The sequence below is a fragment of the Mycobacterium innocens genome, assembly GCF_900566055.1.
Classification (GTDB): Bacteria; Actinomycetota; Actinomycetes; order Mycobacteriales; family Mycobacteriaceae; genus Mycobacterium; species Mycobacterium innocens.
In genome coordinates, this window is sequence record NZ_UPHQ01000248.1 from 1 (window position 1) to 25,952 (window position 25,952).

Annotated in this window: 25 protein-coding genes, 4 tRNA genes and 1 pseudogene; 20 read left to right on the top strand and 10 right to left on the bottom strand. The window is 63.4% G+C overall.

Going from position 1 to position 25,952, the window contains the following annotated elements:
* Positions 1-242: 242 nt before the first annotated feature.
* The 4 genes and pseudogenes from EET03_RS23495 to EET03_RS23510 form a co-directional block, all read left to right on the top strand.
* Positions 243-1,061: pseudogene (locus EET03_RS23495) on the top strand (hypothetical protein); the annotation flags it as partial.
* Between the two features lies 1 nt (position 1,062).
* Positions 1,063-4,413, top strand: coding sequence for a Swt1 family HEPN domain-containing protein (locus tag EET03_RS23500; RefSeq protein WP_075542788.1), 3,351 nt, complete (start codon positions 1,063-1,065; stop codon positions 4,411-4,413).
* A 283-nt stretch (positions 4,414-4,696) separates the two neighbouring features.
* The gene (locus tag EET03_RS23505) at positions 4,697-5,278 is read left to right on the top strand and encodes a nucleotidyltransferase domain-containing protein (protein WP_244232504.1); all 582 of its coding nucleotides are present in this window, start codon (positions 4,697-4,699) and stop codon (positions 5,276-5,278) included.
* A complete protein-coding gene (locus EET03_RS23510; RefSeq protein ID WP_075542790.1) occupies positions 5,275-5,895 on the top strand; it encodes a metallophosphoesterase in 621 nt (206 codons plus the stop codon). Before EET03_RS23505 ends, EET03_RS23510 begins: the two co-directional genes overlap by 4 nt.
* 14 nt (positions 5,896-5,909) lie before the next feature.
* Here the strand turns inward: EET03_RS23510 and EET03_RS23515 are convergent, their stop codons facing one another.
* Together EET03_RS23515 and EET03_RS23520 are read right to left on the bottom strand one after the other, a co-directional pair.
* Positions 5,910-7,340 (bottom strand): tetratricopeptide repeat protein, encoded by a 1,431-nt coding sequence (locus EET03_RS23515; protein WP_099193767.1) that lies wholly within the window; start codon positions 7,338-7,340, stop codon positions 5,910-5,912.
* A 98-nt stretch (positions 7,341-7,438) separates the two neighbouring features.
* Positions 7,439-7,867, bottom strand: coding sequence for an NUDIX hydrolase (locus EET03_RS23520; RefSeq protein ID WP_075542792.1), 429 nt, complete (start codon positions 7,865-7,867; stop codon positions 7,439-7,441).
* Between the two features lie 94 nt (positions 7,868-7,961).
* Between EET03_RS23520 and EET03_RS23525 the strand changes: the two genes are divergently transcribed.
* The 6 genes from EET03_RS23525 to EET03_RS23550 all read left to right on the top strand — a co-directional run bounded on the left by EET03_RS23525 (position 7,962) and on the right by EET03_RS23550 (position 12,350).
* Complete coding sequence (locus EET03_RS23525; RefSeq protein WP_075542793.1) at positions 7,962-8,741, top strand: GntR family transcriptional regulator; 780 nt, start codon at positions 7,962-7,964, stop codon at positions 8,739-8,741.
* Positions 8,742-8,843: 102 nt separating this feature from the next.
* Positions 8,844-9,266, top strand: a complete 423-nt coding sequence (locus EET03_RS23530; RefSeq protein WP_075542794.1) for a plasmid replication, integration and excision activator — start codon at positions 8,844-8,846, stop codon at positions 9,264-9,266.
* Positions 9,263-10,591 carry an FtsK/SpoIIIE domain-containing protein gene (locus EET03_RS23535; RefSeq protein ID WP_075542795.1) on the top strand — a complete coding sequence of 443 codons (1,329 nt, stop codon included), beginning with the start codon at positions 9,263-9,265 and terminating at the stop codon, positions 10,589-10,591. Before EET03_RS23530 ends, EET03_RS23535 begins: the two co-directional genes overlap by 4 nt.
* On the top strand, positions 10,584-10,940 hold the full coding sequence (locus tag EET03_RS23540; protein WP_082274653.1) for a hypothetical protein: 357 nt from the start codon (positions 10,584-10,586) through the stop codon (positions 10,938-10,940). The genes EET03_RS23535 and EET03_RS23540 overlap by 8 nt, the downstream gene beginning before the upstream one ends.
* A gap of 4 nt (positions 10,941-10,944) precedes the next feature.
* Positions 10,945-11,181, top strand: a complete 237-nt coding sequence (locus tag EET03_RS23545; RefSeq protein WP_075542796.1) for a helix-turn-helix transcriptional regulator — start codon at positions 10,945-10,947, stop codon at positions 11,179-11,181.
* A complete protein-coding gene (locus EET03_RS23550) occupies positions 11,181-12,350 on the top strand; it encodes a site-specific integrase (protein WP_075542797.1) in 1,170 nt (389 codons plus the stop codon). Before EET03_RS23545 ends, EET03_RS23550 begins: the two co-directional genes overlap by 1 nt.
* Positions 12,351-12,373: 23 nt before the next feature.
* Here the strand turns inward: EET03_RS23550 and EET03_RS23555 are convergent.
* The 3 genes from EET03_RS23555 to EET03_RS23565 form a co-directional block, all read right to left on the bottom strand.
* Positions 12,374-12,450, bottom strand: a tRNA-Phe gene (locus EET03_RS23555).
* 29 nt (positions 12,451-12,479) lie between these two features.
* Positions 12,480-12,553, bottom strand: a tRNA-Asp gene (locus EET03_RS23560).
* Positions 12,554-12,591: 38 nt separating this feature from the next.
* Positions 12,592-12,665: transfer RNA gene (locus EET03_RS23565), tRNA-Glu, on the bottom strand.
* A 123-nt stretch (positions 12,666-12,788) separates the two neighbouring features.
* Between EET03_RS23565 and EET03_RS23570 the strand changes: the two genes are divergently transcribed.
* Both EET03_RS23570 and EET03_RS23575 read left to right on the top strand, forming a co-directional pair.
* Positions 12,789-12,861, top strand: a tRNA-Lys gene (locus EET03_RS23570).
* Positions 12,862-13,068: 207 nt separating this feature from the next.
* On the top strand, positions 13,069-13,884 hold the full coding sequence (locus tag EET03_RS23575; RefSeq protein WP_075542798.1) for a TIGR04255 family protein: 816 nt from the start codon (positions 13,069-13,071) through the stop codon (positions 13,882-13,884).
* Between the two features lie 25 nt (positions 13,885-13,909).
* Here EET03_RS23575 and EET03_RS23580 read toward each other — a convergent pair whose 3' ends face one another.
* Positions 13,910-14,815 (bottom strand): class I SAM-dependent methyltransferase, encoded by a 906-nt coding sequence (locus EET03_RS23580; RefSeq protein ID WP_075542799.1) that lies wholly within the window; start codon positions 14,813-14,815, stop codon positions 13,910-13,912.
* Between the two features lie 89 nt (positions 14,816-14,904).
* Here EET03_RS23580 and EET03_RS23585 point away from each other — a divergent pair, with 89 nt between their 5' ends.
* The 3 genes from EET03_RS23585 to EET03_RS23595 all read left to right on the top strand — a co-directional run bounded on the left by EET03_RS23585 (position 14,905) and on the right by EET03_RS23595 (position 16,124).
* Positions 14,905-15,405 (top strand): nucleoside deaminase, encoded by a 501-nt coding sequence (locus EET03_RS23585; protein WP_208649123.1) that lies wholly within the window; start codon positions 14,905-14,907, stop codon positions 15,403-15,405.
* A gap of 67 nt (positions 15,406-15,472) precedes the next feature.
* Positions 15,473-15,853 (top strand): ArsR/SmtB family transcription factor, encoded by a 381-nt coding sequence (locus EET03_RS23590; RefSeq protein WP_075542800.1) that lies wholly within the window; start codon positions 15,473-15,475, stop codon positions 15,851-15,853.
* 49 nt (positions 15,854-15,902) lie between these two features.
* The gene (locus EET03_RS23595; RefSeq protein ID WP_075542829.1) at positions 15,903-16,124 is read left to right on the top strand and encodes a zinc transporter Slc39a7; all 222 of its coding nucleotides are present in this window, start codon (positions 15,903-15,905) and stop codon (positions 16,122-16,124) included.
* Between the two features lie 9 nt (positions 16,125-16,133).
* Here the strand turns inward: EET03_RS23595 and EET03_RS23600 are convergent, their stop codons facing one another.
* Positions 16,134-17,183, bottom strand: a complete 1,050-nt coding sequence (locus tag EET03_RS23600) for an oxygenase MpaB family protein (RefSeq protein ID WP_075542801.1) — start codon at positions 17,181-17,183, stop codon at positions 16,134-16,136.
* Between the two features lie 75 nt (positions 17,184-17,258).
* On the opposite strand from EET03_RS23600, the gene EET03_RS23605 reads away from it, so the two are divergent.
* The 5 genes from EET03_RS23605 (at position 17,259) to phoU (ending at position 23,192) form a co-directional block, all read left to right on the top strand.
* A complete protein-coding gene (locus EET03_RS23605) occupies positions 17,259-17,900 on the top strand; it encodes a TetR/AcrR family transcriptional regulator (RefSeq protein ID WP_075542802.1) in 642 nt (213 codons plus the stop codon).
* A 107-nt stretch (positions 17,901-18,007) separates the two neighbouring features.
* Positions 18,008-19,024, top strand: a complete 1,017-nt coding sequence (locus EET03_RS23610) for an acyl-ACP desaturase (RefSeq protein WP_075542803.1) — start codon at positions 18,008-18,010, stop codon at positions 19,022-19,024.
* Positions 19,025-19,031: 7 nt separating this feature from the next.
* Positions 19,032-20,165 (top strand): tRNA dihydrouridine synthase DusB, encoded by a 1,134-nt coding sequence (dusB, locus tag EET03_RS23615; protein WP_075542804.1) that lies wholly within the window; start codon positions 19,032-19,034, stop codon positions 20,163-20,165.
* Between the two features lie 151 nt (positions 20,166-20,316).
* Positions 20,317-22,479 carry an LCP family protein gene (locus tag EET03_RS23625; protein ID WP_082274654.1) on the top strand — a complete coding sequence of 721 codons (2,163 nt, stop codon included), beginning with the start codon at positions 20,317-20,319 and terminating at the stop codon, positions 22,477-22,479.
* 44 nt (positions 22,480-22,523) lie between these two features.
* Complete coding sequence (gene phoU, locus EET03_RS23630; RefSeq protein WP_023367957.1) at positions 22,524-23,192, top strand: phosphate signaling complex protein PhoU; 669 nt, start codon at positions 22,524-22,526, stop codon at positions 23,190-23,192.
* A 10-nt stretch (positions 23,193-23,202) separates the two neighbouring features.
* On the opposite strand, the gene pstB is transcribed toward phoU, so the two are convergent.
* Genes pstB through pstC form a run of 3 tightly spaced genes read right to left on the bottom strand, consistent with a single transcriptional unit; the run spans position 23,203 to position 25,929 of the window.
* Positions 23,203-23,979 (bottom strand): phosphate ABC transporter ATP-binding protein PstB, encoded by a 777-nt coding sequence (pstB, locus tag EET03_RS23635; protein ID WP_063473278.1) that lies wholly within the window; start codon positions 23,977-23,979, stop codon positions 23,203-23,205.
* 13 nt (positions 23,980-23,992) lie between these two features.
* Positions 23,993-24,907 carry a phosphate ABC transporter permease PstA gene (gene pstA, locus EET03_RS23640; protein WP_075542805.1) on the bottom strand — a complete coding sequence of 305 codons (915 nt, stop codon included), beginning with the start codon at positions 24,905-24,907 and terminating at the stop codon, positions 23,993-23,995.
* Positions 24,904-25,929 (bottom strand): phosphate ABC transporter permease subunit PstC, encoded by a 1,026-nt coding sequence (gene pstC / locus EET03_RS23645; RefSeq protein WP_075542806.1) that lies wholly within the window; start codon positions 25,927-25,929, stop codon positions 24,904-24,906. The genes pstA and pstC overlap by 4 nt, the downstream gene beginning before the upstream one ends.
* Between the last annotated feature and the right edge of the window lie 23 nt (positions 25,930-25,952).

The following is a 25,952-nucleotide window of genomic DNA, read 5'->3' on the forward strand; positions in this document are numbered from 1 at the left end:
GAACACACGATGACGGGCGCTATCGGTCGCCGAGAGCACCGCCGAGGTCTTGCCGACATCGACGGCAACGACGATCGTGGACAACGTGACTGGGGCAAGATGCACAGACATAACAACACCTCCGGGGACGTGTCAGGAAACCCGCGTGCGCCAACACACGGACCTCAAAAAGGAATCACTTACAGATCCCTTCCTGACACCTCCGGAGGCGTTTGTGAAGGACCACCCCGATCTATATCAGCGGTACCAATGCACTAGCTTCTTCTATCGTTTTGTCTCTCCGCCCGCGGGATGCAGATGCAGGCACAACCGACAGGCGGGGTTTCATCGGTGTCCTTGAGTCGGAGTTACCTGACGCGCTTCGCAAGCTCGAACAGGGACAGATCGCACCCGTCGACCTTCCGCAGGCAGCAATTGGCCCGGGAATGGGCGTGTTCAGTCGATTCGCTGCTGTGCTTGAGCCAGACGGCACAACTATGACGGTGCGTTCGGCACTTGCCCGAATCAACGAAATCCTCGACCTGGTACTCAACGAGCAGGAGGGCGACTTCGACTCGACATCTCGCTTCGCGATCGCCTGGTACCGTCAACATGGCTACAGCACAGGAAAATTCGGCGATGCCGACAACCTCGCGCGTGCTCGCAACACAAGTGTCGACGCCATGGATCGTGACGGGATCCTGATGTCGCGCGCAGGGAACGTCGCGTTGATCAAGCCGGCAGACCTCGACGTGGAGTACGACGTCGTCGCCGATCGGCACACGAGCAGCTGGGAAGGCCTGCATCACCTGATCCAAATCCTTCAGCAGGATGGCATCGCGGCCGCCGGCGAGTTCCTGCGGTCGGCTCTGAGCCGTGAGGACCGTGCAATCGAGGCCGACCTCGTCAAGGAGCTTGCGCATCTGCTTTTCCGTATCGCCGAGGGCAATGGGTGGACCAAGGACGCGTTGAGTTTCAACAACCTGGTTACCAGCTGGCCTGAAATACTTGGCGCTGCGCGTTCTGAAACGAACACAACTACGTCCCAGACCTCATTCGATTTCGAGGAAGACGCCGACTGACATGGCACTCAGCAACCGTGAACGCATCGACAGAATGTTCGTCGCGATGGCACCAGCCCTTGATGACTTCATTGCATCGATTGTCGGCCAAGGGAATCCATCGCTGGGAGCGGAATGGACGAAACTCGTCCAGGGCAAGGACCTCAAGAACGGCGTCCCCTCGACCAAAACCTACGAGCCGTTGGACCCGCAGGTTCAATTCCGGATGCTCACCGAGGCCAACATCACGGGCGGCTATCGCAAGGGGTGGTACCCATTCGATGAGGCGCTGGGTAAAGCGGGCAAGTCGTATGCGATCGAGCTGCGGGAAGTGCGGAACACCTGGGCACACCACGGCAGCACGTTCTCCGACGACGATGCCTACCGTGCCCTGGACACCGGGGAGCGGTTGCTAAACCTCATCGGCGCCGCGAGTGTGGCCGACGAAATCCGCAGCATTCGGCTGAACCTGCGACGGGTCACCGCCGACAAGGACGACAAGAAAGTCCTCAAAGCCGCCGTCAACAACCCAGAATCCTCCGGCCTCAAGCCGTGGCGTGAAGTCCTGCCTCCCCACGACGACGTCGCAACCGGCAACTTCGCCGCATCCGAGTTCGCCGCCGACCTGTACAAGGTGGCGTTCGGCGGCGAGCAGGACGCCGACTACGCCGACCCCGTCGAGTTCTTCAAACGCACGTATTTGACCGAGGGTCTGATCGACTTGATCGGCCGCGCCGTGCGGCGGCTCTCCGGTGACGACAACGCGCCGCCGGTCATCAACCTGCAGACTAACTTCGGTGGCGGCAAGACTCACTCGATGCTGGCGCTGTGGCATATCGGATGTGGGCTTCCCGTCGGCAAATTTCCTCAGGAGACTCAGGACCTGCTGACCGCCAACGGCTATACCGGCACGAAGGTGAATCGGGTGGCGATCGTCGGAAACCACCTCAGCCCGTCCGGCGTGGTCAAGGACGACGGCACCCGGGTTAACACGATCTGGGGTGAGCTGGCATGGCAGTTAGGTGGCGCGGAGGCGTTCGCGTTGGTCGCGAAGGCGGATGCCGACCGCACCCATCCTGGCACGGCGCTGCACGATCTGTTGGCCACGTACGCGCCGGCGGTTATTCTGATCGACGAGTGGGTGGCCTACGCCCGCTCCCTGGTCGGTCGTGATGATTTGGCTGGCGGCACCTTTGACGATCAGTTCACCTTCGCGCAGTCGCTGACTGAGGCGGCGAAGGGCACGTCGGGTGTGCTGCTGGTGATCTCAATTCCCGCTTCGTCGACCGGCGTCGACGGCGACAAGATCGTCGCCGGCAACGCCGAGGAGGTCGGTGGTGCGAACGGCTTGGAAGCACTGAAGCGGCTGCAGAATGTTGTGCGCCGCGTGGCTGACCAGTGGCGTCCGGCATCATCGGCCGAGGCGTATCAGATTGTGCGGCAGCGTCTTTTCAAGCAGCCCGATGCGGCGGCGCTCGCGGCCATCGGCGCGACCGCGCGAGCGTACGTCGAGATGTACCGCAAGTACAGTGACGATTTCCCCCGCGACTCACGAGATCCCGGGTACGAGGAGAGGATCAAGCGGACCTATCCGATCCATCCCGAGCTGTTCGACCGGCTCTACGAGGAGTGGTCATCACTGGAACGCTTCCAGCGCACGCGTGGCGTGCTGCGCCTGATGAGCACGGTCATCCATGCCCTGTGGACGGGCGAAGACGCATCACCGCTGATCATGCCCGGTTCCATCCCGCTGGCTACCGCGAATGTGAATGCCGAACTGACGCAGTATTTGCAGGATTCGTGGAAGGCGATCATCGACGCCGATGTCGACGGCCCGAATTCCGAGCCCGCCCGCATCGACACCGCTAAACCTCTGTTCGGTCAGCGATCGCTGACGAAACGCCTAGCCCGCACTGTATTTTTCGGAGCGGCGCCGACCATCGGCTCTGCTCACAAAGGCCTGGAAACCCAGCGAGTTTTCTTGGGCACGGCCGTTCCAGGCGACGTGCCGGGGAATTTCCACTCGGCGCTAACCCAGCTCGCAGATCGGGCGACCTACTTTTACTCAGGTTCAGGCAAGTACTGGTATGACCTGCAGGCCAATATCACTCGCACGGCGAAAGACCAGGCCGAACGGCTGCACAAGGAAGACGTGTGGGCCGAGATCGTCCGACGTTTGCAGAGTCAGGCCAAGAGCCGCGGCGATTTCGCCGGCGTGCACGTGTGCCCGGAATCCAACGCCGACATCCCTGACGCCGACGAAGCACGCCTCGTCATTCTGCACCCGAAGGTGGCTCACAAGCGGGGAGCCGACTCGGCGGCAAAGGAATTCGCCAAGCAGGCCACCGAGCATCGGGGAACCGCCAACCGGACCAACCGCAACATGCTGGCCTACCTTGCCGCCGACGAGGCACGCCTCGACGAACTCGACTCCGCGGTGCGTGAGTACCTGGGCTGGACGCATGTCTTGGGCAACGAGGCGGATCTCGATCTTACGCAAAACCAGAAAAATCAGGCGACCCAACGTCAGACTCAGGCCGATGGAACTGTGAATTCCCGTCTGCTGCAGACGTTCACGTGGGCTCTGGTACCCACTCAGCCCGATCCGGCCGTCCCGTTCGTGATCCGCGAGACCAAGGTCGAGGGGCAGTCTCCGGCCCTCGCCGAGCGGGTTTCGCGTCGGCTCGGCAGCGACGGTGACCTGTCAATCCGGCAAGCTGCGGCGACCATCCGCCTCGCGATCAGCAAGGTGCCCCAGATCTGGAAGGACGGGCACGTCTCCCTCGGAGCGCTATGGCGACTGTACAGCCAGTACCCGTACATGCCGCGGCTGCGCGACCGGCGGGTGCTCGACGAGGGCATCGTCGATATGCCGCTGATCTGGCAGGCCGATGCGTTCGCCCTGGCGACAGGTTTCGACGAGGCGGCTGGGCGCTACATCGGACTCTGGACGCCCGACGATAAGGGTGCCGCGCCGGCGGCGACTGACTCGCTCCTACTCGTGCGACCCGATGTCGCCGCAAAGCAGCGCGAAACCGAGGTACCTTCCCCGCCTGCACCCAGCACGGGTGGCGCAAGTACGCCGGCTGTCGGCCCGGACGTGACCTCGAAGCTACCAGTCGACGTCGCGTTCCCTCCGCCGAAGACCCGCTTCTACGGAGTCAAGACGCTCAGCGCCGACAAGATCGCTCTGGACTTCAAGAACGTCGCCGAAGAGGTCATCGCCCATCTCCGAGACACTGGCACCCAACTCGTCGTGAAGATCGAAATCGAAGCAACCGACACGGGCGGTTTCGACGAAGGCAAGATCCGCACCGTGTCCGAGAACGCTCAGACGCTGAAGTTCGACCAATCAGGCTTCGAGGAAACATGAGCTTCACAGAACCCCACCAACTGCAAGGGACTTGCCCGCGCCTTCGCGGCCACAGCTTGAAGACGCAATGAGGAGGAACGTTCTGGACCGGGCATCCGTGCTCAGCGCGCTCGCGAACCTCGGCGTCCCCGAAGAAATTGCAGCAGATTTTCCTCCCCTTCCTGGGGATGTGTCGGCGCTGCTTATATACGGAAGTCGCGCTCGGGGTGATGCTGTCACTGATTCCGACCTCGACGTCCTCGCACTGGTTCAGCACTCGTTCCCGAGCACGTATTCAGGAGTCGTGAATGTCAGCTTTTACACGCGAGACCAGTTGAAAACGGGAATAGGAACCTTGTTTGGCGCCCACCTGCAGCGGGACGCCAAGGTTTTCTGGGACCCCGAAGGCGATCTGACCGAAATTCTGAACTCGCTCGGCAATGTCGATACGGAAAGACTTTTCAATCGCGTGAAGGCGATGTCTCCAGTATTCGGTTCTCCTGAATCGGACCTCCCCAAGTACCTCGCCGGCCTCCTACGCGAAGCGCGTTACCTTCTCAGAAGCAGCTTGTATGCCCAGGCCATCGCCGTCGATGAACCTTGCTTTTCAGTCAGGGAACTTGCCATTCGGCATTCCGATCCAGCGCTGGTCGACCTGCTTGCTTCCCGCCATTCCGGAAGTCCACTCCGCGAGGATTATGACGAATGCTTGAAGCGGCTCGAATCAATATTGGGGCGGCTGCCAGAAAACCCACATGGCTCCCTGGAGGCGCTGATAGTGAATGAGTGGGAAAATAGAGGAGACCTCCTTTCCATTGCTTTTATGGCTCTTGGCATCGTCGGCAGTGGTGGCGACTACGCCGAGCTGGAGAAAATCCTGCTATGACGCTTGTGGAGACTGCTTTCGTTGGCGACATTCATGGGAATTTAGCTGCATTGACCGGGCTGCTCGCGCTTCTTGATCGGATCGGCAATATCGATCGAATTGTTTTCTTGGGTGATTACATAAACAAAGGCCAAGACTCAGGGGCGGTGATTCAAACTTTGCTTGAGGCATCGAGGAAAGGGGGAGTAACGTCACTTTGCGGCAACCATGAGACTGAAATGTTGTCGGCCCTAGAGACAGGCGATCTCGCCAGTTTCTTGAAGATGGGAGGCGCCAGCACGATTCGCTCTTATGTCAGACGTCGAGTAAGCCCTGACGTGATCGGCGACTTCCGCGCGTCCGTTCCTGCTGAGCACATCGAGTTTCTCCGAAGCATGCCTAAGATATACGAGACCCACGAAGTAATTGCATCTCATCAGCCCGCATCCGCTGACGAGACACGTTTTCGGATTTCCGCGCACATTCCTATTGGAGACCTACCTGCGATTGGCGCGAATTTCGCCAATATTGATACCGGTTGCGGTCCGTCGACGGGGCGCCTGACAGCGCTCATCTGGCCGTCGCTCACCTACAATCAGGTTGATTCCCTCGGGCACCCAATTGAATCCGATTTCTAGGGCGTCACACGCACTCACTCCCGCAGCCTTTCGAGTAGCCAACGCGCCCGGTCTTGCCCGAACTTATTGCCCATGGCCTCGTTCAATGCCAAAGCCTGTTCGGCGTCCGCGATAGCTTGTGGCACGTCGCCCGATGCCCGAAGGCACTGAGCAGACACGAGCAGGGAGATCGCCTCCCCACGAGTGTTTCCAATCTGTCGATTGATTGAAATCGCCCGAGCCGTATTCTCGAGCGCATCAGCCGCCAACCCAAGCCGCAGGAGCACCTGGGCACGCAAGGTTTCCGCATTAGCCAGGAGAGCGCTGGGAGGGAACTTGCCCAACCCCGATAGGGCTTCTTCTGCGAACTTGCGGGCGGCACCCAGGTCATCCATCGCAACTTGCAGACGCGCGAGATTCACCAGAGACTGGCAGATGCCGACCTCATCCCCCACTTCCCTGCGCTTGTCGAGCGCGAGTTCGAAACTGCGGCGTGCACTGTCCATTTCACCGACCTGTTGATGAGCCAGTCCAAGTTCGTCAAGTATTCGGCACCTCACAACCGTAGCGAACGGGTCATCTTGCTTGAGGAGAGTGAGTGCCTGCTGCAGCCGACCGATGGCATCTCTATCGGAGCCCTTGCGGCGCAGTAACCCCGCCAGCGCGGCGAACGCCTCGGCCGCGGACGGCGTATGTAAGGTGCCCGGTTCTTTGCCGAAGTAGTCGATCGCTGACTGGATTACGCTTTGAGCTGTATCGAGGTCGCCGCTGTGTTCCAGAAATTTGGCATAGGCCAGCTGCTCGGGTGGGCCGCCGAGGACTGCCGCTTCCTTCAGATTCTTGCCGCCATTCTCCGGCAGCCCAAGCTCCACGAGCTTCTCTCCATCCCGACGAAGCGTCGCTGCACGGATAAGGTCCTTTCCGGAGGAAGGGAGCAAATTTATGTGGCGCGCAATCTTTGGTCCAGCTATCGACGCCCACGCCTCCAACCGCTGCGTTAGCTTTGTTTTTAGGTCCCGAATATCCGACACCGGCTCGTACATAATCGAGTGCTGATTGGACATTTGATCACGCAATTTGGTTATCTCCGAAGCTGGCGACGCGTCTTGCAAGAATGCCACCCAGACGTCGCGCATGGGTCGATCTTCTTGACCCAACTGCAGGAGGGCTGTGAAGAGCTCCTCCTCGGTGCCCGACGTGTAGCCCCAGGGGCTTCCCGGCTCACTACCCCACGATTTCTTGAAGAGAGCGACCAAATAGTGGCATTCGCCAATAAGTTCGTTGATCGCCTCTTGCGGCCGTCGCGCCGTTCCTCTGACGCTTTCCCAACCAACCATCTCGAAGCGGGTAGCGTCGCTCCCCTGCCTTGCGTTGTGTTCCCTGATGATTGTGTCGACGACCGTACGCTCGCCCGCCAAGTCGCCCGGCGTTGCAACGAATACACGAAGAGGATTACCGTCGGCCATGGCGGCACCTTACTCGACAGCAAGGGTTCTAACTTCGGCGGAACGACACGCCGCGGAGGGCGTCGTTTGCGGTGTACAGCTCCCGGCAGATTTGGCTGTTAGCCGGATACGAGATTGACACCATCATGTGCCCGAGAATGGACGCCCTCGTCGAGAGCGTCCGCAACGCGGACCGCGAATGCAGGGCTCATCGCCGACTGAACCTGTTCCGTAGTCATCCAGAGAACTTCGCAAGCTTCAGCCGTCGGGTGGGCGGCGCCACCGGCGGGACGGCATCGGTAAACCAGGGCGACGATTCCGTGCGTCAGGTTCTTGTAAACACCAGTAAGCCGCTCGACCGTGACCGCAAGGCCGGTCTCTTCCAGCACCTCGCGCTGAACACCGCTCTCGAATGATTCATCGAGCTCGAGGATGCCGCCGGGGGCCTCCCAATGGCCGTTGTCGTTACGCTTGATGACCAGCACGCGATCGTCGTCGCGGACTACGATGCCGGCGACGCTGACGGAGTGTTTCGGTGTGGTTGCCATGCGAGACTCCATCCTCTTGGCTGGATGCCAGTAGTGACATGGGCGTGTCGTTTCCCTAGACTAGTCGTCTAGACATGTAAAGGAAGGCTCGCAGGTGCTGCAACTTGACCAGATCGACCGGGCGGATGACAAGCCACCGTATCGGCAGATCGCCATCATGTTGCGCGAAGCTATCAGCTCGGGCCAGCTATCCGCCGGGGAACGGCTGCCGTCAGAAGCAGCGCTAATCGAGCACTTCGGGGTCGCCCGGATGACCGTCCGCCAAGCCGTACAAGAGCTGCGCTCAGAGGGGCTGGTGATCTCCGAGCACGGCCGCGGAGTGTTCGTTCGCCCGGCACCCCCGATTCGGCGGCTGGCATCCGATCGGTTCGCACGGAGACATCGCGCCAGAGGCAAAGCGGCCTTCACCGTGGAGGCGGAGAAGTCTGGTTACACGCCGCACGTCGACAACATCACTGTCACGCGCGAAAAGCCGAACCCCGTTGTTGCCGAGCACCTTCGTTTGACGCCGGACGACGACGTTGTCGTCCGATCGCGCCGTTACCTTGCCGATGGCAAGCCGATCGAGACCGCGATCTCGTACATCCCTGCCTCATTCGCCCAGGACACCAAGATCGAACAGCCCGACACCGGACCTGGCGGCATATATGCGCGCCTCGAGGAAGCCGGCCACACACTCGCCCGATTCACCGAGGAAGTCGGCGCACGGATGCCCACCCCCGAAGAGCGCCGCACCCTTCAACTCGCGGCGGGAGTACCCGTCCTGACGGTGGTCCGGACGGCCTACGACACCAACGACGTGGCCGTCGAGGTGTGCGACACGGTGAAGGTCGCATCCGCCTACCTGCTCGAATACGACTTCTCAGCGCGCTGATCCGTCACGAAGTGCCCAAAAGGGCGCTGAATGCTTGATTTCACTCCTCTAGACGACTAGGTTAGATAGTCATCTAGTTCAATCCATCGAAAGGGTTCAGCGATGTCCATCCCCAAATGGCTCCAGATCGGGCATGACCAGGTGTTCGCACTCGGCGCGTTTCTCGTGTCGGAGGTGACGCCGATGATCGACTTCGACAAGTCCTCAGGCGACAACCGCGTACAAGCGACCGACCGCGACACCGGTTCACCAATGTGGCAGGTCGAAGTGCTCGACGGCGACCCAGCCGCGCCGAAGCGCAGCCGCACGGTGACGGTCAAGTTCGCCGCACAAACGCAACCTGTTGCGCCCACCAATTCCAGCGGAACACCGTTCACACCTGTGGTTTTCGAAGGTTTGATGGCTCTGCCATACATCGAACGGTCGGGCGATTTCTCACGGATCGCGTGGTCGTTCCGAGCCTCGGGCATGACAGCACCGGGCAAGCCGTCCGCGGCATCGAGCACAGGGCGGGCATCGGCATGAATCCCGACCCATACGAACTCACCGACCCCGACACCCCACTACGGTTTGAGAACCTACTGCACCTGCTGCTTAGCGGCGTGATGTGGGTCGCGGTAGCCATAGGGATCACCGCTGTGGTTCTAATTGCCTGGCGGCTGCAGTCACCGGAGACCTACGAACTGCACGTCGCCGGCCCCGTCCGGCGCATGCGCTGGAGGCTGTGGGCATACATCTCATGGGACCGGCTGTCGAGACGCTGCGGCTTGTCCGCCTCCGAGCAAGTCACCCGCAAGGACCACGAAGGCCGGGCGGTCACGCAGACACGATGGACTCATCCAAAGCTATTGCAGGTCAATGCATCTGATCATTGCCTGAATCTGACAGTACAGACGCGGATGGGTATCACAGTCGAAGACCTGGAGCGTGCCGTCCCGGCCATCCGCGACGCCGCACGAGCACACGGCGCCCGGTCGGTCGTGGTCGCCCCCGGTACCGTGCGGATGGAACTGCTCATGCGCGAACATCTCTCGTCGGTCGGTCATGCCGCTCCACCCAAGGCAGTCGCCACCACCCGAGTCCCGCTAGGGCGTTGTGAAAACGGCGCTCCGTGGACGCTGCCCGTCGCAGGACGCCACACCTTGACCGTGGGCTGCTCGGGCGCAGGCAAAGGATCGGTGTTTTGGGGCATTGCTGGCGGCTTCGGTCCTGCGATCGCCGCCGGCCTGGTCCACCTGATCGGCATCGACCTCAAGTACGGCATCGAACTATCGGTCGGCGCCCGCTTGTTTACCAAGGTCGCAACGACCGAGGCCGAGGCAGTGAAAACCCTTGCTGCGCTGGAAACGTTGATGGACAAACGCGGAGCGCAAATGGCAGGAAGAACCCGTCAACATAGCCCCACTAAATCCGCACCCTTGATCGTGCTGCTGATCGACGAGCTGGCCGGAATGACCGCGTACATGAGTGACCCTGCACTGCGGAAAGAAGCCGCTGCCTCGTTGTCGCGGATCCTGACCAAAGGCCGCGCTCTCGGAATCGGTGTGGTCGCATTCCTGCAAGATCCCCGCAAGGAAGTCCTCCCAATGCGAGGCCTGTTCACTCAGGCCATCGCGCTCCGGCTTCGTTCCCGCGACGAGGTGACGATGGTTCTCGGCGACGGGATGGCCGATATCGCACCCGCACACCGGATCAGCCCTGACGCACCGGGTACCGGCTACGTCATTGCCGAGGATGGCCAAGTGACCAGAGTGCGCTCTGATTTCTGGACCGATGATCAAATCCGCTCCACTGCAAAGCAATACGGACGCGCAGCGGGTGCTACCGGGGAAAGACAGCGCAATGACTGACCACTGGCCGCTATTCGAACCACCCGACCAGGATCAATTGGCGCGGCATGCCGATGATCTGATCCACCGCGCCCAGCTTGTCCATACAGATGGATGGGACGAGTATCGGCATCTCTGGTCGCGCGGCGAAGTCATCGGCACCGCCCTGGTCCTAGGCGACAGCGCAGAACTTCAACGTTGCGGCGAGACAACGATCTCCGCGATGGATCGCTGGGCATTCGATCTCTGGGGAATTACCGGCGGGCAAGACGATACCGACGCGGGATTGCCGCGTACTCGCGCCTGGTTCGGCTCCATCCGTACCCGCATGGATGCTCCGTCCACACACCAGCCACCCACGACGAGGTGAAGCGATGGTCACTCACGGTATCCGGGAAGCGCTCGTCACTGCGGGCAACTTTCCAGAGCTGCTGACCGCCGATGAGGTGTCGGTGCTACTTGGGGTATCCGCCGCGACGCTCAACCGTTGGGCCGCGCTCCGCGAAACCACCGGCGAGCAGATCGGCCCGCCGTGCTACACCTTGTCGGAGCGGGTACGCCGCTGGGACTGCGCGGAAGTAAGGTCCTGGCTCAAGCAGGTGCGTCGGTAATGGCCGGCAACACCCCACGCGGCATCCGAAAGCGCGCCAATGCGGCCGGGCAGCCCCGCTACCAAGTCCGCTACCTGATCCGTGATCCGGACGCTCCGTCCGGCTGGGTCGAAACATCGGCTACGTTCCCGACCCTGCGCGAGGCAAAGGCGTTCAAATCGGAACGCGACAACGAGGCGGCGCTCGGTGCACGTCGGTTCGATCCACGCCTTGGACGCACACCGCTGAGCCGGATTTGGACGCAGTTCTCTGATTCCAAGAAGCCCGCGGTGTCGCCTAAGACTTGGAGCGGCTACTCCCAGCACTGGGAACTCCGTATCGGACCCCGGTTCGGTCATGTGCCCGTCGACGAAATCACCCGCGCTGACGTCCAGGTGTTCGTAGACGCATTGACGGTCGGCCCGTGGGCGAAAGTGTCCACGCTGCGACTGCTGCGTGCGATCCTTGACGTCGCCCACCAGGACGGCCGAATCCACCGCAACCCCGCCCTTGGCGTCGCGGCGGGTCGCATTCCTGAGCGGGAACGTCACCGTTACCTCACCGCGCAGGAGATCCAGACCCTCGCTACCGCCTGCGGTGACCAGGGCGACGTCGTGACCATCCTCGCCTATACCGGCCTGCGCTGGTCCGAACTCGTCGGCCTCCGCGCCAAAGACGTCGACCTTGCCGCCCGCCGCCTCTATGTCCGGCGAGCCGCACCCGAGGTTGAAGGCCGAATCGTCGTCGGGCCTCCGAAAACCCGCGCCGGCATCCGAATCGTCCCGCTGCCGCAAGTCGTCGTGGACATCTTCACTCGCCGCATCAGTGGCCGTACTCCTGACGAGCCTGCCGTCACCTCGCCCAACGGAAAACTGTTGCGATCCAACAACTGGCGCCGGCACACACACTGGAACAAAGTCTTAAAGAAAACGCACCTCGCCCCGTTGACGATTCACGACTTACGCCACACCTACGCCAGCCTGGCCCGGAAATCAGGTGCCGACCTTCGCTACGTGCAGAAGACCATGGGCCACTCGACGCCAACCGTCACCGCCAACATCTATAGCGACCTCTACGCCGACGAGCTGGACCAGGTCGCGACCAACCTCGATCAGCTACATGCGACTGAGATTCAGACACTCAAGACCGGACAAGAACCGGACGAGTCAAACCAACCATCGAGTGCATAACCCGTGTCTATGCAGGTAGAACATGGTGGCCAGGGGCGGGATCGAACCGCCGACCTTCCGCTTTTCAGGCGGACGCTCATACCGACTGAGCTACCTGGCCGGAAGGCAGCATGTGCCTGGCCGCATCGGCGACCCTGACGGGACTCGAACCCGCGACCTCCGCCGTGACAGGGCGGCGCGCTAACCAACTGCGCCACAGGGCCATGCTGTGCTACTGCTCCGCGATACTCGCATCGCAGGGTACCCCCTACGGGATTCGAACCCGCGTTACCGCCTTGAAAGGGCGGCGTCCTAGGCCGTCTAGACGAAGGGGGCAGAACCGAATCTCTCCGGGGCACTCGCAACGTGGTCATCATTGGGAGCCACGTCAGCTTAGGTCACCCCGGGCCTAATCCTCAAACGAGCTTCGCCCAGCCACGCAGTATCCTTGGACTCCGCGCCCCTATAGCTCAGTTGGTAGAGCTACGGACTTTTAATCCGCAGGTCCCAGGTTCGAGTCCTGGTGGGGGCACCGAGTACCACGAATTCGCCCGCCGCCGATGCCGGGCGTCGCCCCGCCGATCGCCCCTTATCACCGTTCAGATCGCCCGCGCAAGCCGCCCAACCGCGGCCGCTGATCGCGCCGATCGACCGGCTCCTGGCAACGACGCGGTGCCGGCCAGGCCGCGCACGGTCGGCCGGCGTTTGAAGCCCGGGACCGCTTGGTTATGCTCCCGCTATGCTTCCCGAGATGAGTCAGGATGGAATCCAACCCAACGCGCCCGTCGCCCTGGTGACGATGGAAATCCGGCACCCGGCAACGGATTCCCTCACCGAATCAACCAGCCGGGAACTCAAACACCTCCTCATCAACGACTTGCCGATCGAGCGCCAGGCGCAGGACGTGAGCTGGGGAGTGACGGCACCCGGCGCCGCCCCGACCCCCGTCGCGGACCGCTTCGTCCGCTACGGCAACCGGGACAACACCGTTTCGGCCTCACTGAAGAACCAGGCCATCGTCGTCGAAACCAGCGCTTACCGTGACTTCGAGACCTTTTGCGACCTCGTGTTACGGGTCGCCGACGCCCGCGCGCAGGTTTCGTCGATCGTCGGAGTAGAGCGCATCGGTCTGCGATACGTTCTCGAGATCCGGGTCCCGGTTGGGGTCGACGGCCGGGTCAACTGGGGCAACTGGATCGACGAGCAACTGCTCGGGCCCTACCGCATCGCTCCGGGCGGCCTGTCGCTGACCGAGTGGCAGGGTGCCGCGGTCTACCGGGAACCCCAACCGGGCAAGTCACTGATCTTGCGGTACGGGCCCGGTGTGGGCCAGGCGCTGGATCCGAGCTACCACCTGCGCCGCATCACGCCGCCGCAGACCGGTCCGTTCTTCCTCATGGACATCGACAGCTTCTGGACTCCGGTGGGGGGCTCCATTCCGGAATACAACCGGGACGCGCTCGTGTCCACCTTGACCGACTTGTACGGTCCCGCCCGCGAGGTGTTCCAGGACCTGATCACCGCCCGCCTCAAAGACGAGCTGCTTCGCCAATAAACCAGTCCGGCGAGGGCCGACTGCTTCAGCACCCGAGCACCGCACTGGTGTAGGTCACGTCGGCGAACGCGATAGCGAGTTCGTCGTCGGGATATTCGAAGCCATTGGCTTGGTGGAGTTCCTTGACGGTGTGCGACGACGTCTGCCAGCCCTGGCGAGATAGATGCTCGATGACAGGGCTGCGTTGGCCGTGATACACCAGGTCGTTGAAGTCGATGTCGAACCCGAGTTCGCTCATCCGGTCGTGATGGGAGCGCCACCGCTCGTCGGCGAAAATCGCGGTGTCGGGCACGAACTCGAACGCCAGCCGGCTGCCCGGGGCGCTCAACCCGGTGATGTTGTCGAACAGGGCGTCCTGCGCGTCCTCGGGCAGGTAGACCAGCAACCCTTCGGCGCTCCAGGCCGAGGGGACCTGCCTGTCGAATCCCGCCGCCTGCAGCGCGGCGGCCCAGTTGTCGCGCAAATCGACCGCGACGGTGCGACGCCGCGCGGTGGGCTCGGCGCCAAGACTGTTCAGCGTTGACGTCTTGAACGCGATCACCTCTGGCATGTCGACTTCGTAGACGACGGTGCCCTTGGGCCACGGCAGCCGGTAGGCGCGGGCATCCAGGCCGGACGCCAGGATGACCACCTGGCCGATGCCGCTCCCCGCGGCCTCGAGGAAGAACCGGTCGTAGAACCTGGTCCGGCAGGCCATCCCGCGGGCCACCCGCTCGGGGTCGAACTCGGAATCCTCCTCGACCGGAATCTGCCCGTCCACCATCCGGGTATAGACGTCCATGCCGACCGCTCGCACCAACGGCGCGGCGAACGGGTCGTCAATCAACGCAAACTCGCGGCTAGCGGCCAGCGCGCGCTGAGCGGCCACCATGGTTGCCGTTGCCCCGACGCTCGTCGCAAGGTCCCAGCGATCACGATCGGTACGCACCATGGCCGTCCCTTCGTCGAACCAGAAAAAAGATAGATAATCTAGTTACTATCACAGGCTCGATGGTGCCTGCCGGGCTACTCTGACCAACCGTGATCGACTTCGCCCAACGCACCATCGACCTCGCTCGCCAGAACGTCACCGAGGGCGGTCGCCCCTTTGCGACGGTCATCGTCAAGGACGGCGAGATCCTTGCCGAAAGCGCCAACAAGGTCGCGCAGACCAACGATCCCACCGCCCACGCCGAGATCCTTGCCATCCGCGAGGCCTGCACCAAGCTGGGTACCGAGCACCTGGTGGGTACCACTATCTACGTGTTGGCGCACCCGTGCCCCATGTGCCTCGGATCGTTGTACTACTGCTCGCCCGACGAAGTGGTATTTCTGACGACGCGCGACGCCTACGAGCCGCATTACGTCGACGATCGCAAATACTTCGAACTTGCCACCTTCTATGAGGAATTCGCCAAAGACTGGCGGGACCGGCGGCTGCCGATGCGGTACGAGCCGAGCCCCGCCGCCGTCGACGTCTACCGGTTCTGGCAGGAGCGCAACGGCGGACGACGCACGGCCACCGCCGTACCGCCCGGCTAGACGCGGTTAGACGGGCACCGACCTGGACACCTGTTGACAGCACATCAACCTTCACTACTATCTGCTTATGCACGCAACTAACAAACCAACGAGGTTGCCCGACGACCAGGCCGGCCTCGTGGTCGAGGTGTTCCGGATGCTCGCCGACGCCACCCGCGTGCAGATTCTGTGGTCCCTGGCAACTAGCGAGATGTCGGTCAACGAGCTGGCCGAACACGTACGCAAGCCGGCGCCGTCGGTGTCCCAGCATCTGGCCAAGCTGCGGATGGCGCGCTTGGTGCGCACCCGCCGCGACGGTACGACGATCTTCTACAGCCTGGAAAACGACCACGTGCGCCAACTCGTCATCGACGCCGTCTTCAACGCCGAGCACGCCGGCCCCGGCGTGCCCCGCCACCACCGCGGCGACGGACTGCAGGCAGTCGCCGCGACACCAGATGCTGGATAACCGAATCGTTCAGCACCACAACATATTTCACATTGAGGAGGTAACGATTATGGTAGCCACCCACACCCATGACGCGCCGCACGCGCACGACCACCAGCACGGCGACTTGACCCACAGCCACGCGCACACCAGCCATGAGCACGAGCACGTCACCCACGAGCACCCGCACTCACACGACGACGGGACCCAGCACACCCACGAGCACGTCCATCAGCGCGGCCTCGAAGGCCTCGAAGGCGTTGAAGAGGTGCACAGCCATGCACACAGCTGAGTCGAGGGTTCAGACCCTCGGGCAGTAGTGCGCCGGGTTGTCGCGCTCATCCAGGGGCGGCAGGTTGCGCGCCGGAGTCTGCACCAGCGGGGTGTCGGCCGGGATCCGTCCGCTGACCCGGTCCCAGCCGGCCCGCGCCCGCGGGTGCTTCCGGTACCGGCGCGGCACGGCGGCGAAGACCAGACGGACAAGGTCGCCGAAGCGCCGGTGTAGCCATTCATCCCGGCGCGACCACTGGTAGCCCATCAGTTCGCGCACCGGTGGGTCGTAGAGGCCGACCGTGAGCCAGACGAAGAACGGCGCCAACAGGCTGCGCTGCAGCGCCCACAACCTGTCCGGAATCCATTGGGCGAAGGGAGGTTTGGGCAACTCGGTCAAATCCAGCACGGCCCGCGCCGCAAAGTTGTTCTCCAGCACGTTGCGACACATGTGGTCCCAGTAGACCTGAAATTCCTCCCAGGACGCCGGCACGGGCCGCATGCTCATGCCGTACATCCGATACCACTGGACGTGTTCGTCGAAAAGCTGACGCTTCTGCGCCTCGGTCAGGCCGCCGCAGAACCGCTCGGCGACGTGCAGGGTTCCGACGAAAAAGGTGGCATGCGCCCAATAGAAGACGTCCGGGTTCAACGCGTGGTAGCGACGCCCCGCCGCGTCGACGCCCTTGATGTCCACGTGGTAGTCGCGGACCTCGGCGCCGGTGACCGGAGCCCGGTCGCCGTCGAAAACCACGCCGCCGATCGGGTACAACGACCGCAACAGCCGCGGCCAGCGCTCCCGAAAGAACGTCGAGTGCTCCTCGACCGCCGCCCCCAGCTGGGGATGCATGTTCTGCATGGACCCGGCCCAGGGACCCTGCAGCATGCCGCGCCAGTCGCCGAAGTATCGCCAGGTCAGCGAATCCGGGCCGAGCGGCACCGGCGGCGCGTCGTAACCCAGCGGCGAAACCGGGCAACCGCCGGCTACCGAGTCGTTCGGCGCAGCAGCGGCAGCGGCGCCCGTCGAGGGTTGCACCTTAGCGCTGGGCAGCGGGCACGAAGCAGACGTATCTTGAGTCACTGGTGCTTTCCCGGTGGTTAGGGCGACGTCAGCAATTCTGACTACACGCGTTGTCACTTGAAGTTTAGGAGCGATGTGCAGGCCGGTCAAAAACGAGGCCGCTGGACCGGCGTCCCGCTGGAAGATCGCCACGCCGTACGTCGGGAAAATCTGATCGCCGCCGGCGTGCAGCTGCTCGGCGAGAAGGACGGGCCGGCGCTGACCGTACGTGCGGTCTGCCGCAAGGCGGCTCTGACCGAGCGCTACTTCTATGAAAGCTTCACCGACCGGGACCACTTCGTGCGCGCGGTGTATGACGACGTCTGTACCCGGGCCATGGCCACGCTCATGTCGGCCCATACCGCCCGGGAAGCCGTGGAACGATTCGTCGCCCTGATGGTCGATGATCCGGTGCGCGGGCGGGTGCTGCTGTTGGCGCCGACGGTGGAACCCGTACTGACCCGCTCCGGCGCGGAGTGGATGCCCAATTTCATCGAGCTGCTGCAGCGCAAGCTCTCCCGCATTGCCGATCCGGTTGTGCAGAAACTGGTCGCCACCAGCTTGATCGGGGCGCTGACCGGCCTGTTCACCGCATACCTGAATGGTCAACTGGGGGCCACCCGCCAGCAATTCATCGACTACTGCGTCGACATGCTGCTCAGCGCGGCGGCCAGCCATGTTCCGCACCGCCCGGCGCCCCAAGCCGGGCACCCGCCGGCGGCCAGGCCGCACGATTGATGCCGGACGCAGAATCGCAACCCAGCACGCCGCACGCAAACTTGTTGATACCGTCGGGCACAGATATATTGAGTGCAACCCAAAGACACAGATAACTGGAGGGCGCCATGTCAGCCCAGCTGACGGACCTACAGCTGCTACATGAACTTGAACCGTTTGTTGAGAAGTACCTCAACCGGCATATCAGCATGCACAAGAACTGGAATCCGCACGACTACATCCCGTGGTCCGACGGGAAGAACTACTACGCGCTCGGCGGCCAGGAATGGGACCCCGAGCAAAGCAAGCTTTCCGACGTCGCCCAGGTAGCGATGGTGCAGAACCTGGTCACCGAGGACAACCTGCCGTCCTATCACCGCGAGATCGCGATGAACATGGGCATGGACGGCGCCTGGGGCCAGTGGGTCAACCGCTGGACCGCCGAAGAGAACCGGCACGGCATCGCGTTGCGCGACTACTTGGTGGTGACTCGATCAGTCGACCCGGTCGAGCTGGAGAAGCTTCGCCTGGAAGTCGTGAACCGCGGTTTCAGTCCTGGCCAGAACCACCAGGGTGAGTATTTCGCCGAGAGCGTCACCGACTCGGTCATCTACGTGAGCTTCCAGGAGCTGGCGACCCGGGTTTCGCACCGCAATACCGGTAAGGCCTGCAACGACATGGTGGCCGACCAGCTGATGGCCAAGATCTCGGCCGACGAGAACCTGCACATGATCTTCTACCGGGACGTCAGCGAGGCCGCTTTTGACCTGGCGCCCAACCAGGCAATGAAGTCACTGCATCTGATATTGCGGCACTTCAAGATGCCTGGGTTCCTGGTGCCCGAATTCCGCCGTAAGGCGGTCATCATCGCCGTCGGCGGTGTGTATGACATTCGCATCCACCTCGAAGAGGTCGTCAAGCCGGTGCTGAAGAAGTGGCGCATCTTCGAGCGTGAGGATTTCACCGGCGAAGCCGCACGCATGCGCGACGACCTCGCCTTGCTGATGGAGGAACTCGAGGCGGAGTGCGACAAGTTCGAGGCGTCCAAGCAGCGCTACCTCGCGCGCCAGGCCCGCATGGATGAGCGCATCACCGCCAGGAAGGTGCTCACCACCAAGGGCACGCTGAAGATGACCGGGCGGTAGTCGGCCGTTGCGTATCGGCTCAATCGAGGTTGCCAGCCCGGTTGTGCTGGCGCCGATGGCCGGTGTGACGAATGTCGCGTTCCGCACCCTGTGCCGTGAACTAGAGCAATCCAAGGTCGGCACGGTCAGCGGACTCTACGTCTGCGAAATGGTGACCGCCCGCGCGCTGGTCGAGCGGCATCCGGTCACCATGCACATGACGACGTTCGCCCCGGACGAATCGCCCCGCTCGCTGCAGCTCTACACCGTCGACCCGGACACCACCTACGCGGCCGCGCGGATGATCGCCGACGAAGGCCTGGCCGACCACATCGACATGAACTTCGGTTGCCCGGTGCCCAAGGTGACCAAGCGCGGCGGTGGGGCGGCCCTGCCGTTCAAGCGACGGCTGTTCGGCCGAATCGTCGCCGCCGCCGTGCGCGCCACCGAAGACACCGGGATACCGGTGACGGTCAAGTTCCGCATCGGCATCGACGACGCCCACCACACCCATCTGGACGCCGGCCGCATCGCGGAAGCCGAGGGCGCCGCCGCGGTCGCCCTGCACGCCCGGACGGCCGCGCAGCGTTACTCCGGCACCGCCGACTGGGACCAGATCGCCCGGCTCAAGCAGCAGGTCACGACCATTCCGGTGCTGGGCAACGGCGACATCTACGACGCCAGCGACGCGCTGGCCATGATGGCCAGCACCGGCTGTGACGGCGTCGTCATCGGCCGCGGTTGCCTGGGCCGACCTTGGCTGTTCGCCGAGTTGTCGGCCGCCTTTACCGGCCGCCCGGCTCCCACCCCGCCGACGCTCGGTGAGGTCGCCGACGTCATCCGCCGCCACGGTGCCCTACTGGCGGCACACTTCGGTGAGGACAAGGGCATGCGCGATATCCGCAAGCACATCGCCTGGTACCTGCATGGGTTCCCGGCCGGATCGGACGTCCGGCGAGCGTTAGCGCTAGTCAAAACGTTGAGCGAACTCGACGACCTGCTGAACCGGTTGGACGGCAGCGTCGAGTTCCCGAGTGCCGGCAACGGCCCGCGGGGCCGGCAGGGTTCACCCGCCCGGGTGGCCCTTCCCGACGGCTGGCTGGACGACGCCGACGACTGCCGGGTGCCCGACGGAGCCGACGTCATGCATTCTGGTGGTTGAACCGAAACTCTTCCGAGATCGCGCCTGCGACCACAAGTCAGTACGATGTGGGCTTTATGCATGGCGCGGCGCCGATCGGCTCGGCGCTGCGCCGACGTGTGCGCACGGACAACCTGATGTCCGGATCATATTTTTCGGAGGCCGATAGGACATGAGTGACGGCGACAAAGACGCCACTCCTGACCTTCGGCGCGTGTCCGGCTCCCGCAACGACGCCCAACGGGTCACCCTGAACCCGCCGGCGACACCAGGCGCCGCGCCGTGGGAGCGGTTGTTCGCGCCGCCGCCCGAGGACAGCTTGCTCCGCTGGTCGGGGGTGTCATCTGGCGCTGCGGCCGGACATCACGGTCCGGGCCACGCAGAGCCCGCACAGGTCGGCTGTCACGTCAACGGCGGAGTCAGCGTCGCCGACCTGATCGCCAAACTCGGCGCACCTGCGCCCGCCCGTCCCACTCATCGCCACAGCGCGCCGGACCCCGATCCCATCGCGGAACCACCGCAACCATCCCAGATGGACGTGGAGATCCCCGACGACGACGCGGACCAACTGGACACCCAGGTCATCGCCACTCCGGCCTACTCATCAGAACTCCTCTCCGAGCTGCCCGACCTCGGGTCGGCCGGCTTCGCACCGGAAACCGCCGCAACCGAGCCGCCCGAGGGCGAGTCGGCCGCGTCGTCGCGGGCGCCTGTCGTTAGGCGCTTAAAGACCCCGAAGAGCCGGGAGAACCGGACGAAGAAACCGCGTTCGCGCCGGCGGCCGATCCTGTTGGCCGGGCGGTCACTGGCGGCCATGTTCGCCGTGCTGGCGCTGGTCCTGACCGGCGGGGCCTGGCAGTGGAGCGCATCGAAAAACGAGCGGCTGAACACGGTAAGCGCGCTCGACCTGAACTCCGGCGACATCGTCGACCCCAACGGGCAGTACGGCGACGAAAACTTCCTGATCGTCGGCATGGACTCGCGCGCCGGCGCGAATTCCGAGATCGGTGCTGGTGACACCGAGGACGCCGGCGGTGCCCGGTCGGACACCGTGATGCTGGTCAACATCCCGGCGAACCGGAAGCGGGTGGTAGCGGTGTCGTTCCCCCGCGACCTGGCGATCACCCCCATCCAGTGCGAGGCATGGAACCCCGACACCGGCAAGTACGGCCCCATCTACGACGAGAAGAAGGGGATCTGGGGTCCCCGGATGGTCTACACCGAGACGAAGCTGAACTCGGCGTTTTCTTTTGGCGGCCCGAAGTGCCTGGTGAAGGTCATCCAGAAGCTGTCCGGCCTGAGCATCAACCGCTTCATCGCCATCGACTTCGTCGGTTTCGCGCGAATGGTCGAAGCCCTCGGCGGCGTCGAAGTGTGCAGCACCACTGCGCTGCGCGACTATGAATTGGGCACGGTGCTCGAACACGCCGGACGTCAGGTCATCGACGGGCCGACCGCGTTGAATTATGTGCGAGCCCGCCAAGTCACCACCGAGAGCAACGGCGACTACGGTCGCATCAAACGTCAGCAATTGTTCTTGTCGTCACTGCTGCGTTCGCTGATCTCCGAGGACACGTTGATGAACCTCAACAAGCTCAACAACGTCGTCAACATGTTCATCGGCAACAGCTACGTCGACAACGTCAAGACCAAAGACCTGGTACAGCTGGGCCAATCGTTGCAGCATATGGCGGCTGGCCACGTCACGTTCGTCACCGTGCCGACCGGCGTGACGGACCAGAACGGCGACGAGCCGCCCCGGACGGCCGACATGAAAGCGCTGTTCGCCGCGATCATCAACGACGATCCGCTGCCGCTGGAGAACGACCACAACGCCCAGACGCTGGGGAACTCGCCGACGACGGCGCCGACCACCACGAAGAAGGCGCCCCCGCCGAACAGCGCCGGCGAAGTCCAGCGCGAACAGGTGATCACCACGTCGCCGCAGGAAATCACGGTGCAGGTGTCCAACGGAACCAGCACCGCCGGCCTGGCGACCACCGCCGCCAACCAGCTCAAGCGAAACGGCTTCAACGTGATGACGCCGGACGACTACCCGAGTTCGTTGAAGGCCACCACGGTGTTCTTTTCCCCGGGCAATGAGCAGGCCGCCGCAACCGTGGCCGCGGCGTTCGGCAATTCGAAAGTCGAGCGGGTCACCGGGATCGGACAGGTGGTTCAGGTAGTCCTCGGCCCGGATTTCAGTTCGGTGACCACCCCGCCGCCCAGCGGCTCGTCGGTCAGCATGCAGATCAGCCGCAATTCCAGCACCCCGCCGACCAAGCTACCCGAGGATCTGACGGTCACCAACGCCGCCGACACCACTTGCGAGTAAGCGCTTCACGGCGTATCCACCGCCGAGAACGTAGGCTTTATCACATGCGAACCGCTTACCACGAGCAACTCTCGGAATTATCCGAGCGGCTCGGTGAGATGTGCGGGCTGGCAGGCATCGCCATGGAGCGGGCAACCCAAGCCTTGCTGCAAGCCGATCTGGTGTTGGCCGAACAGGTGATCTCCGACCACGAAAAGATCGCAACGCTGAGCGCCCGGGCCGAGGAAAGCGCGTTCGTCCTGCTGGCCCTGCAGGCCCCGGTCGCCGGTGACCTGCGAGCAATCGTGAGCGCGATCCAGATGGTGGCCGATATCGACCGGATGGGCGCACTTGCCCTGCACGTCGCCAAGATCGCCCGCCGGCGGCATCCGCAGCATGCGTTACCCGAAGAGGTCAAAGGGTATTTTGCCGAAATGGGCAGAGTGGCAGTCGAATTGGGCAACAGCGCGCAGGAGGTCGTGTTGTCCCGCGACCCGGAGAAAGCGGCCCGGATCCGCGAGGAAGACGACGCGATGGACGATCTGCACCGGCATTTGTTCAGCGTGCTGATGGACCGGGAATGGAAGCACGGCGTGGCAGCAGCGGTCGACGTGACGCTGCTGGGCCGCTTCTACGAACGCTTCGCCGACCACGCCGTCGAAGTGGCGCGACGCGTGATCTTCCAGGCGACCGGGAGGTTTCCCGAAGACGAAACGACGCCACACTCGCGCTAATTCGACCGCGCTAGCCGAATCGACCGGAGATGTAGTCCTCGGTGGATTTCTGGCTCGGGTTGGAGAAGATCTTCTCGGTGTCGTCGATTTCTATCAGGCGCCCCGGCTTGCCCACGGACTCCAGATTGAAGAACGCCGTCTGATCGCTCACCCGGGCGGCCTGCTGCATGTTATGCGTGACGATGACGATGGTGTAGTCCTGCTTCAATTCACTGATCAGGTCTTCGATCGCCATCGTGGAGATGGGATCCAGCGCCGAGCACGGCTCATCCATCAGCAACACGTCGGGCTGGACCGCGATGGCCCGCGCGATACACAACCGCTGTTGCTGCCCGCCGGATAATCCGCCGCCGGGCTTGTCGAGCCTGTCTTTGACCTCGTCCCATAGGTTGGCGCCGCGCAGCGAATATTCGGCGGTTTCGTCGAGCACCTTGCGGTTGCGCAGGCCCTGCAACTTCAGGCCGGCGACCACGTTGTCGCGAATCGACATCGCGGGGAACGGGTTGGGCCGCTGGAAAACCATCCCGATCGCCCGCCGCACCCCGACCGGGTCGATGCCGGGCCCGTAGATGTTTTCGTCGTCGAGCAGCACGGTGCCTTCGACGCGCCCGCCGGGGACCACTTCATGCATCCGGTTCAGCGTGCGCAACACCGTGGTCTTGCCGCACCCCGAGGGGCCGATGAATGCCGTCACGCTGCGAGGCAGAATCGACAAGGACACATCGGCGACGGCCTGAAACGATCCGTAGTAGATGTTGACGTCCTTGAGGTCCAACCGTTTGGCCACCGAGTGCTCCTGCCTAAGACTTCTTGGGGACGAGGATGGCGGCGACCACCCTGGCGCCGATATTTATCATCGCGATCAGCAACATCAGTGTCAGCGCGGCGCCCCACAGCCGCTCTGTGGGGACCGGGCTGATGCCGGCGCCTGTCGTCGCCTGGTCATACATCATGCCCGGCAGCGACCCCATGAACCCGCTGAATATGTCGAAGTTCATTGCCTGTGCATAACCGACCAGGATCAGCAGCGGCGCCGTCTCACCCATCACCCTGGCCAAGGCCAGCAGGATACCGGTCACGATGCCCGATAACCCGGTCGGGATCACGATCCAGGCGATGGTCTTCCACTTGGGCGCTCCCAGCGCGTAGCTGGCCTCCCGCAGATCTACCGGAACGATGCGCAGCATCTCTTCGGTCGCCCGAACGATCACCGGGAGCATCAACAACACCAGCGCCAGCGACACCGCGAACTGGGAGCGGGGGAAGCCCAGGACCGCGACCCACAGCGCATACATGAACAGGGCCGCCACGATCGACGGCACGCCGGTCAGGATGTCCACCATAAAGGTGACCACCCTGCGCAGCGCGCTGGCGCCGCCGTATTCGACCAGATAGATGGCCACCAGGACGCCGATCGGGATGGATATCACCGCACACACCAGACCCTGCAAGACAGTGCCGACGATCGCGTGGTAAGCGCCACCGCCGGCTTTCAACGACGTCATCCCCGCCTGTGAATGCGTCCACCAGGTGCTCGACATGACCGTCCGCAGGCCGTTGACCAGCACCGAGCACAGGACCCCGGCCAGGGGCGTCAGCGCGATCGCCATCGACAACGTCACCAGCACGGCGGCCACGGTGTTGGTGACTCGACGGCGCCGGCCAAGCGGGGGCAGTGCGCGCGCTTTGACGGGCCGGTCCAGCATCGAGGTCATCGGGTGGCCTGTCCCGCTCCGGCCAGGGCCGTGCGTGCCGCGGCGTTGACCACGAAGGTGAGCAGGTAGAGCATCAGTCCCGCGGCCAGGTAGGCACCGGCTTGGTAGGGGTTGTGGAGGTCCGATGCGGCGGCGGCGATCTTGGTGGCGAAAGTCGAACCACCATCGAACAGCGACCAGCCGAAGGCTTGCTGGGTGCCGTGCAAGATGATCAACAACGCGACCGTTTCCCCCAGCGCCCGTCCCAGACCCAGCATCGCGCCGCTGATGTATCCGGACCGTCCGAACGGCAACACGGTTGTCGTGACGACCTCCCAGCGGGTGCCGCCGAGCGCTAGCGCAGCCTCTATCTGGCCGTGCGGGGTCTGGGCGAACACTTCGCGCGTGACCGCGGTGATGATCGGCAGGATCATCACCGCCAGGACGATGCCACCGGTGAAGACGTTGCCCCCGCCCCCAATTGATGTATTGCCGCGGGCGAACAGGAAACAGTGACCCAGGGTGTGGTTGAGCCAGGTCGCGACCGGCCGCAGGCGTGGCGCCAGCACGTGCAAGCCCCACACGCCGTAGATGATCGACGGCACCGCGGCCAGCAGATCGACCAGGTGGGCCAGCGGCGCGGCGAACCGTCGCGGCGCATACTGCGTCAGGAAGATGGCCACCCCCAGCGCGACGGGCATGGCCAGCGCCAGAGCGAACAGCGATACGAACGTGGTCACTCGCAACAGATCGAGGATTCCGAAGTGCATCGCCGACGGGTCGGCGGTCTTCCAGGTTCCGCTGTAGGTCAAGAAGTTTTCTTTGTTGCGCGCCAGTGCCGGTATCGCACGCCACAGCAGAAATGCGCCGATCGCGGCGATCAGAACGGTGATCAAGACGCCGGAACCCTGCGATAGCCGGCGAAACAGCCGGTCCCCCAGACTCGGTTTGCCGTTGCCCCACGGGTTGATGGAGGTGGCCGGCGACTCCGGAAAAGGCGCAGCGACGATTGCACCCGCCTCGGCTGGGTTTGGCACTGTCACTGCGATCCCGTCGATCCGGTCAC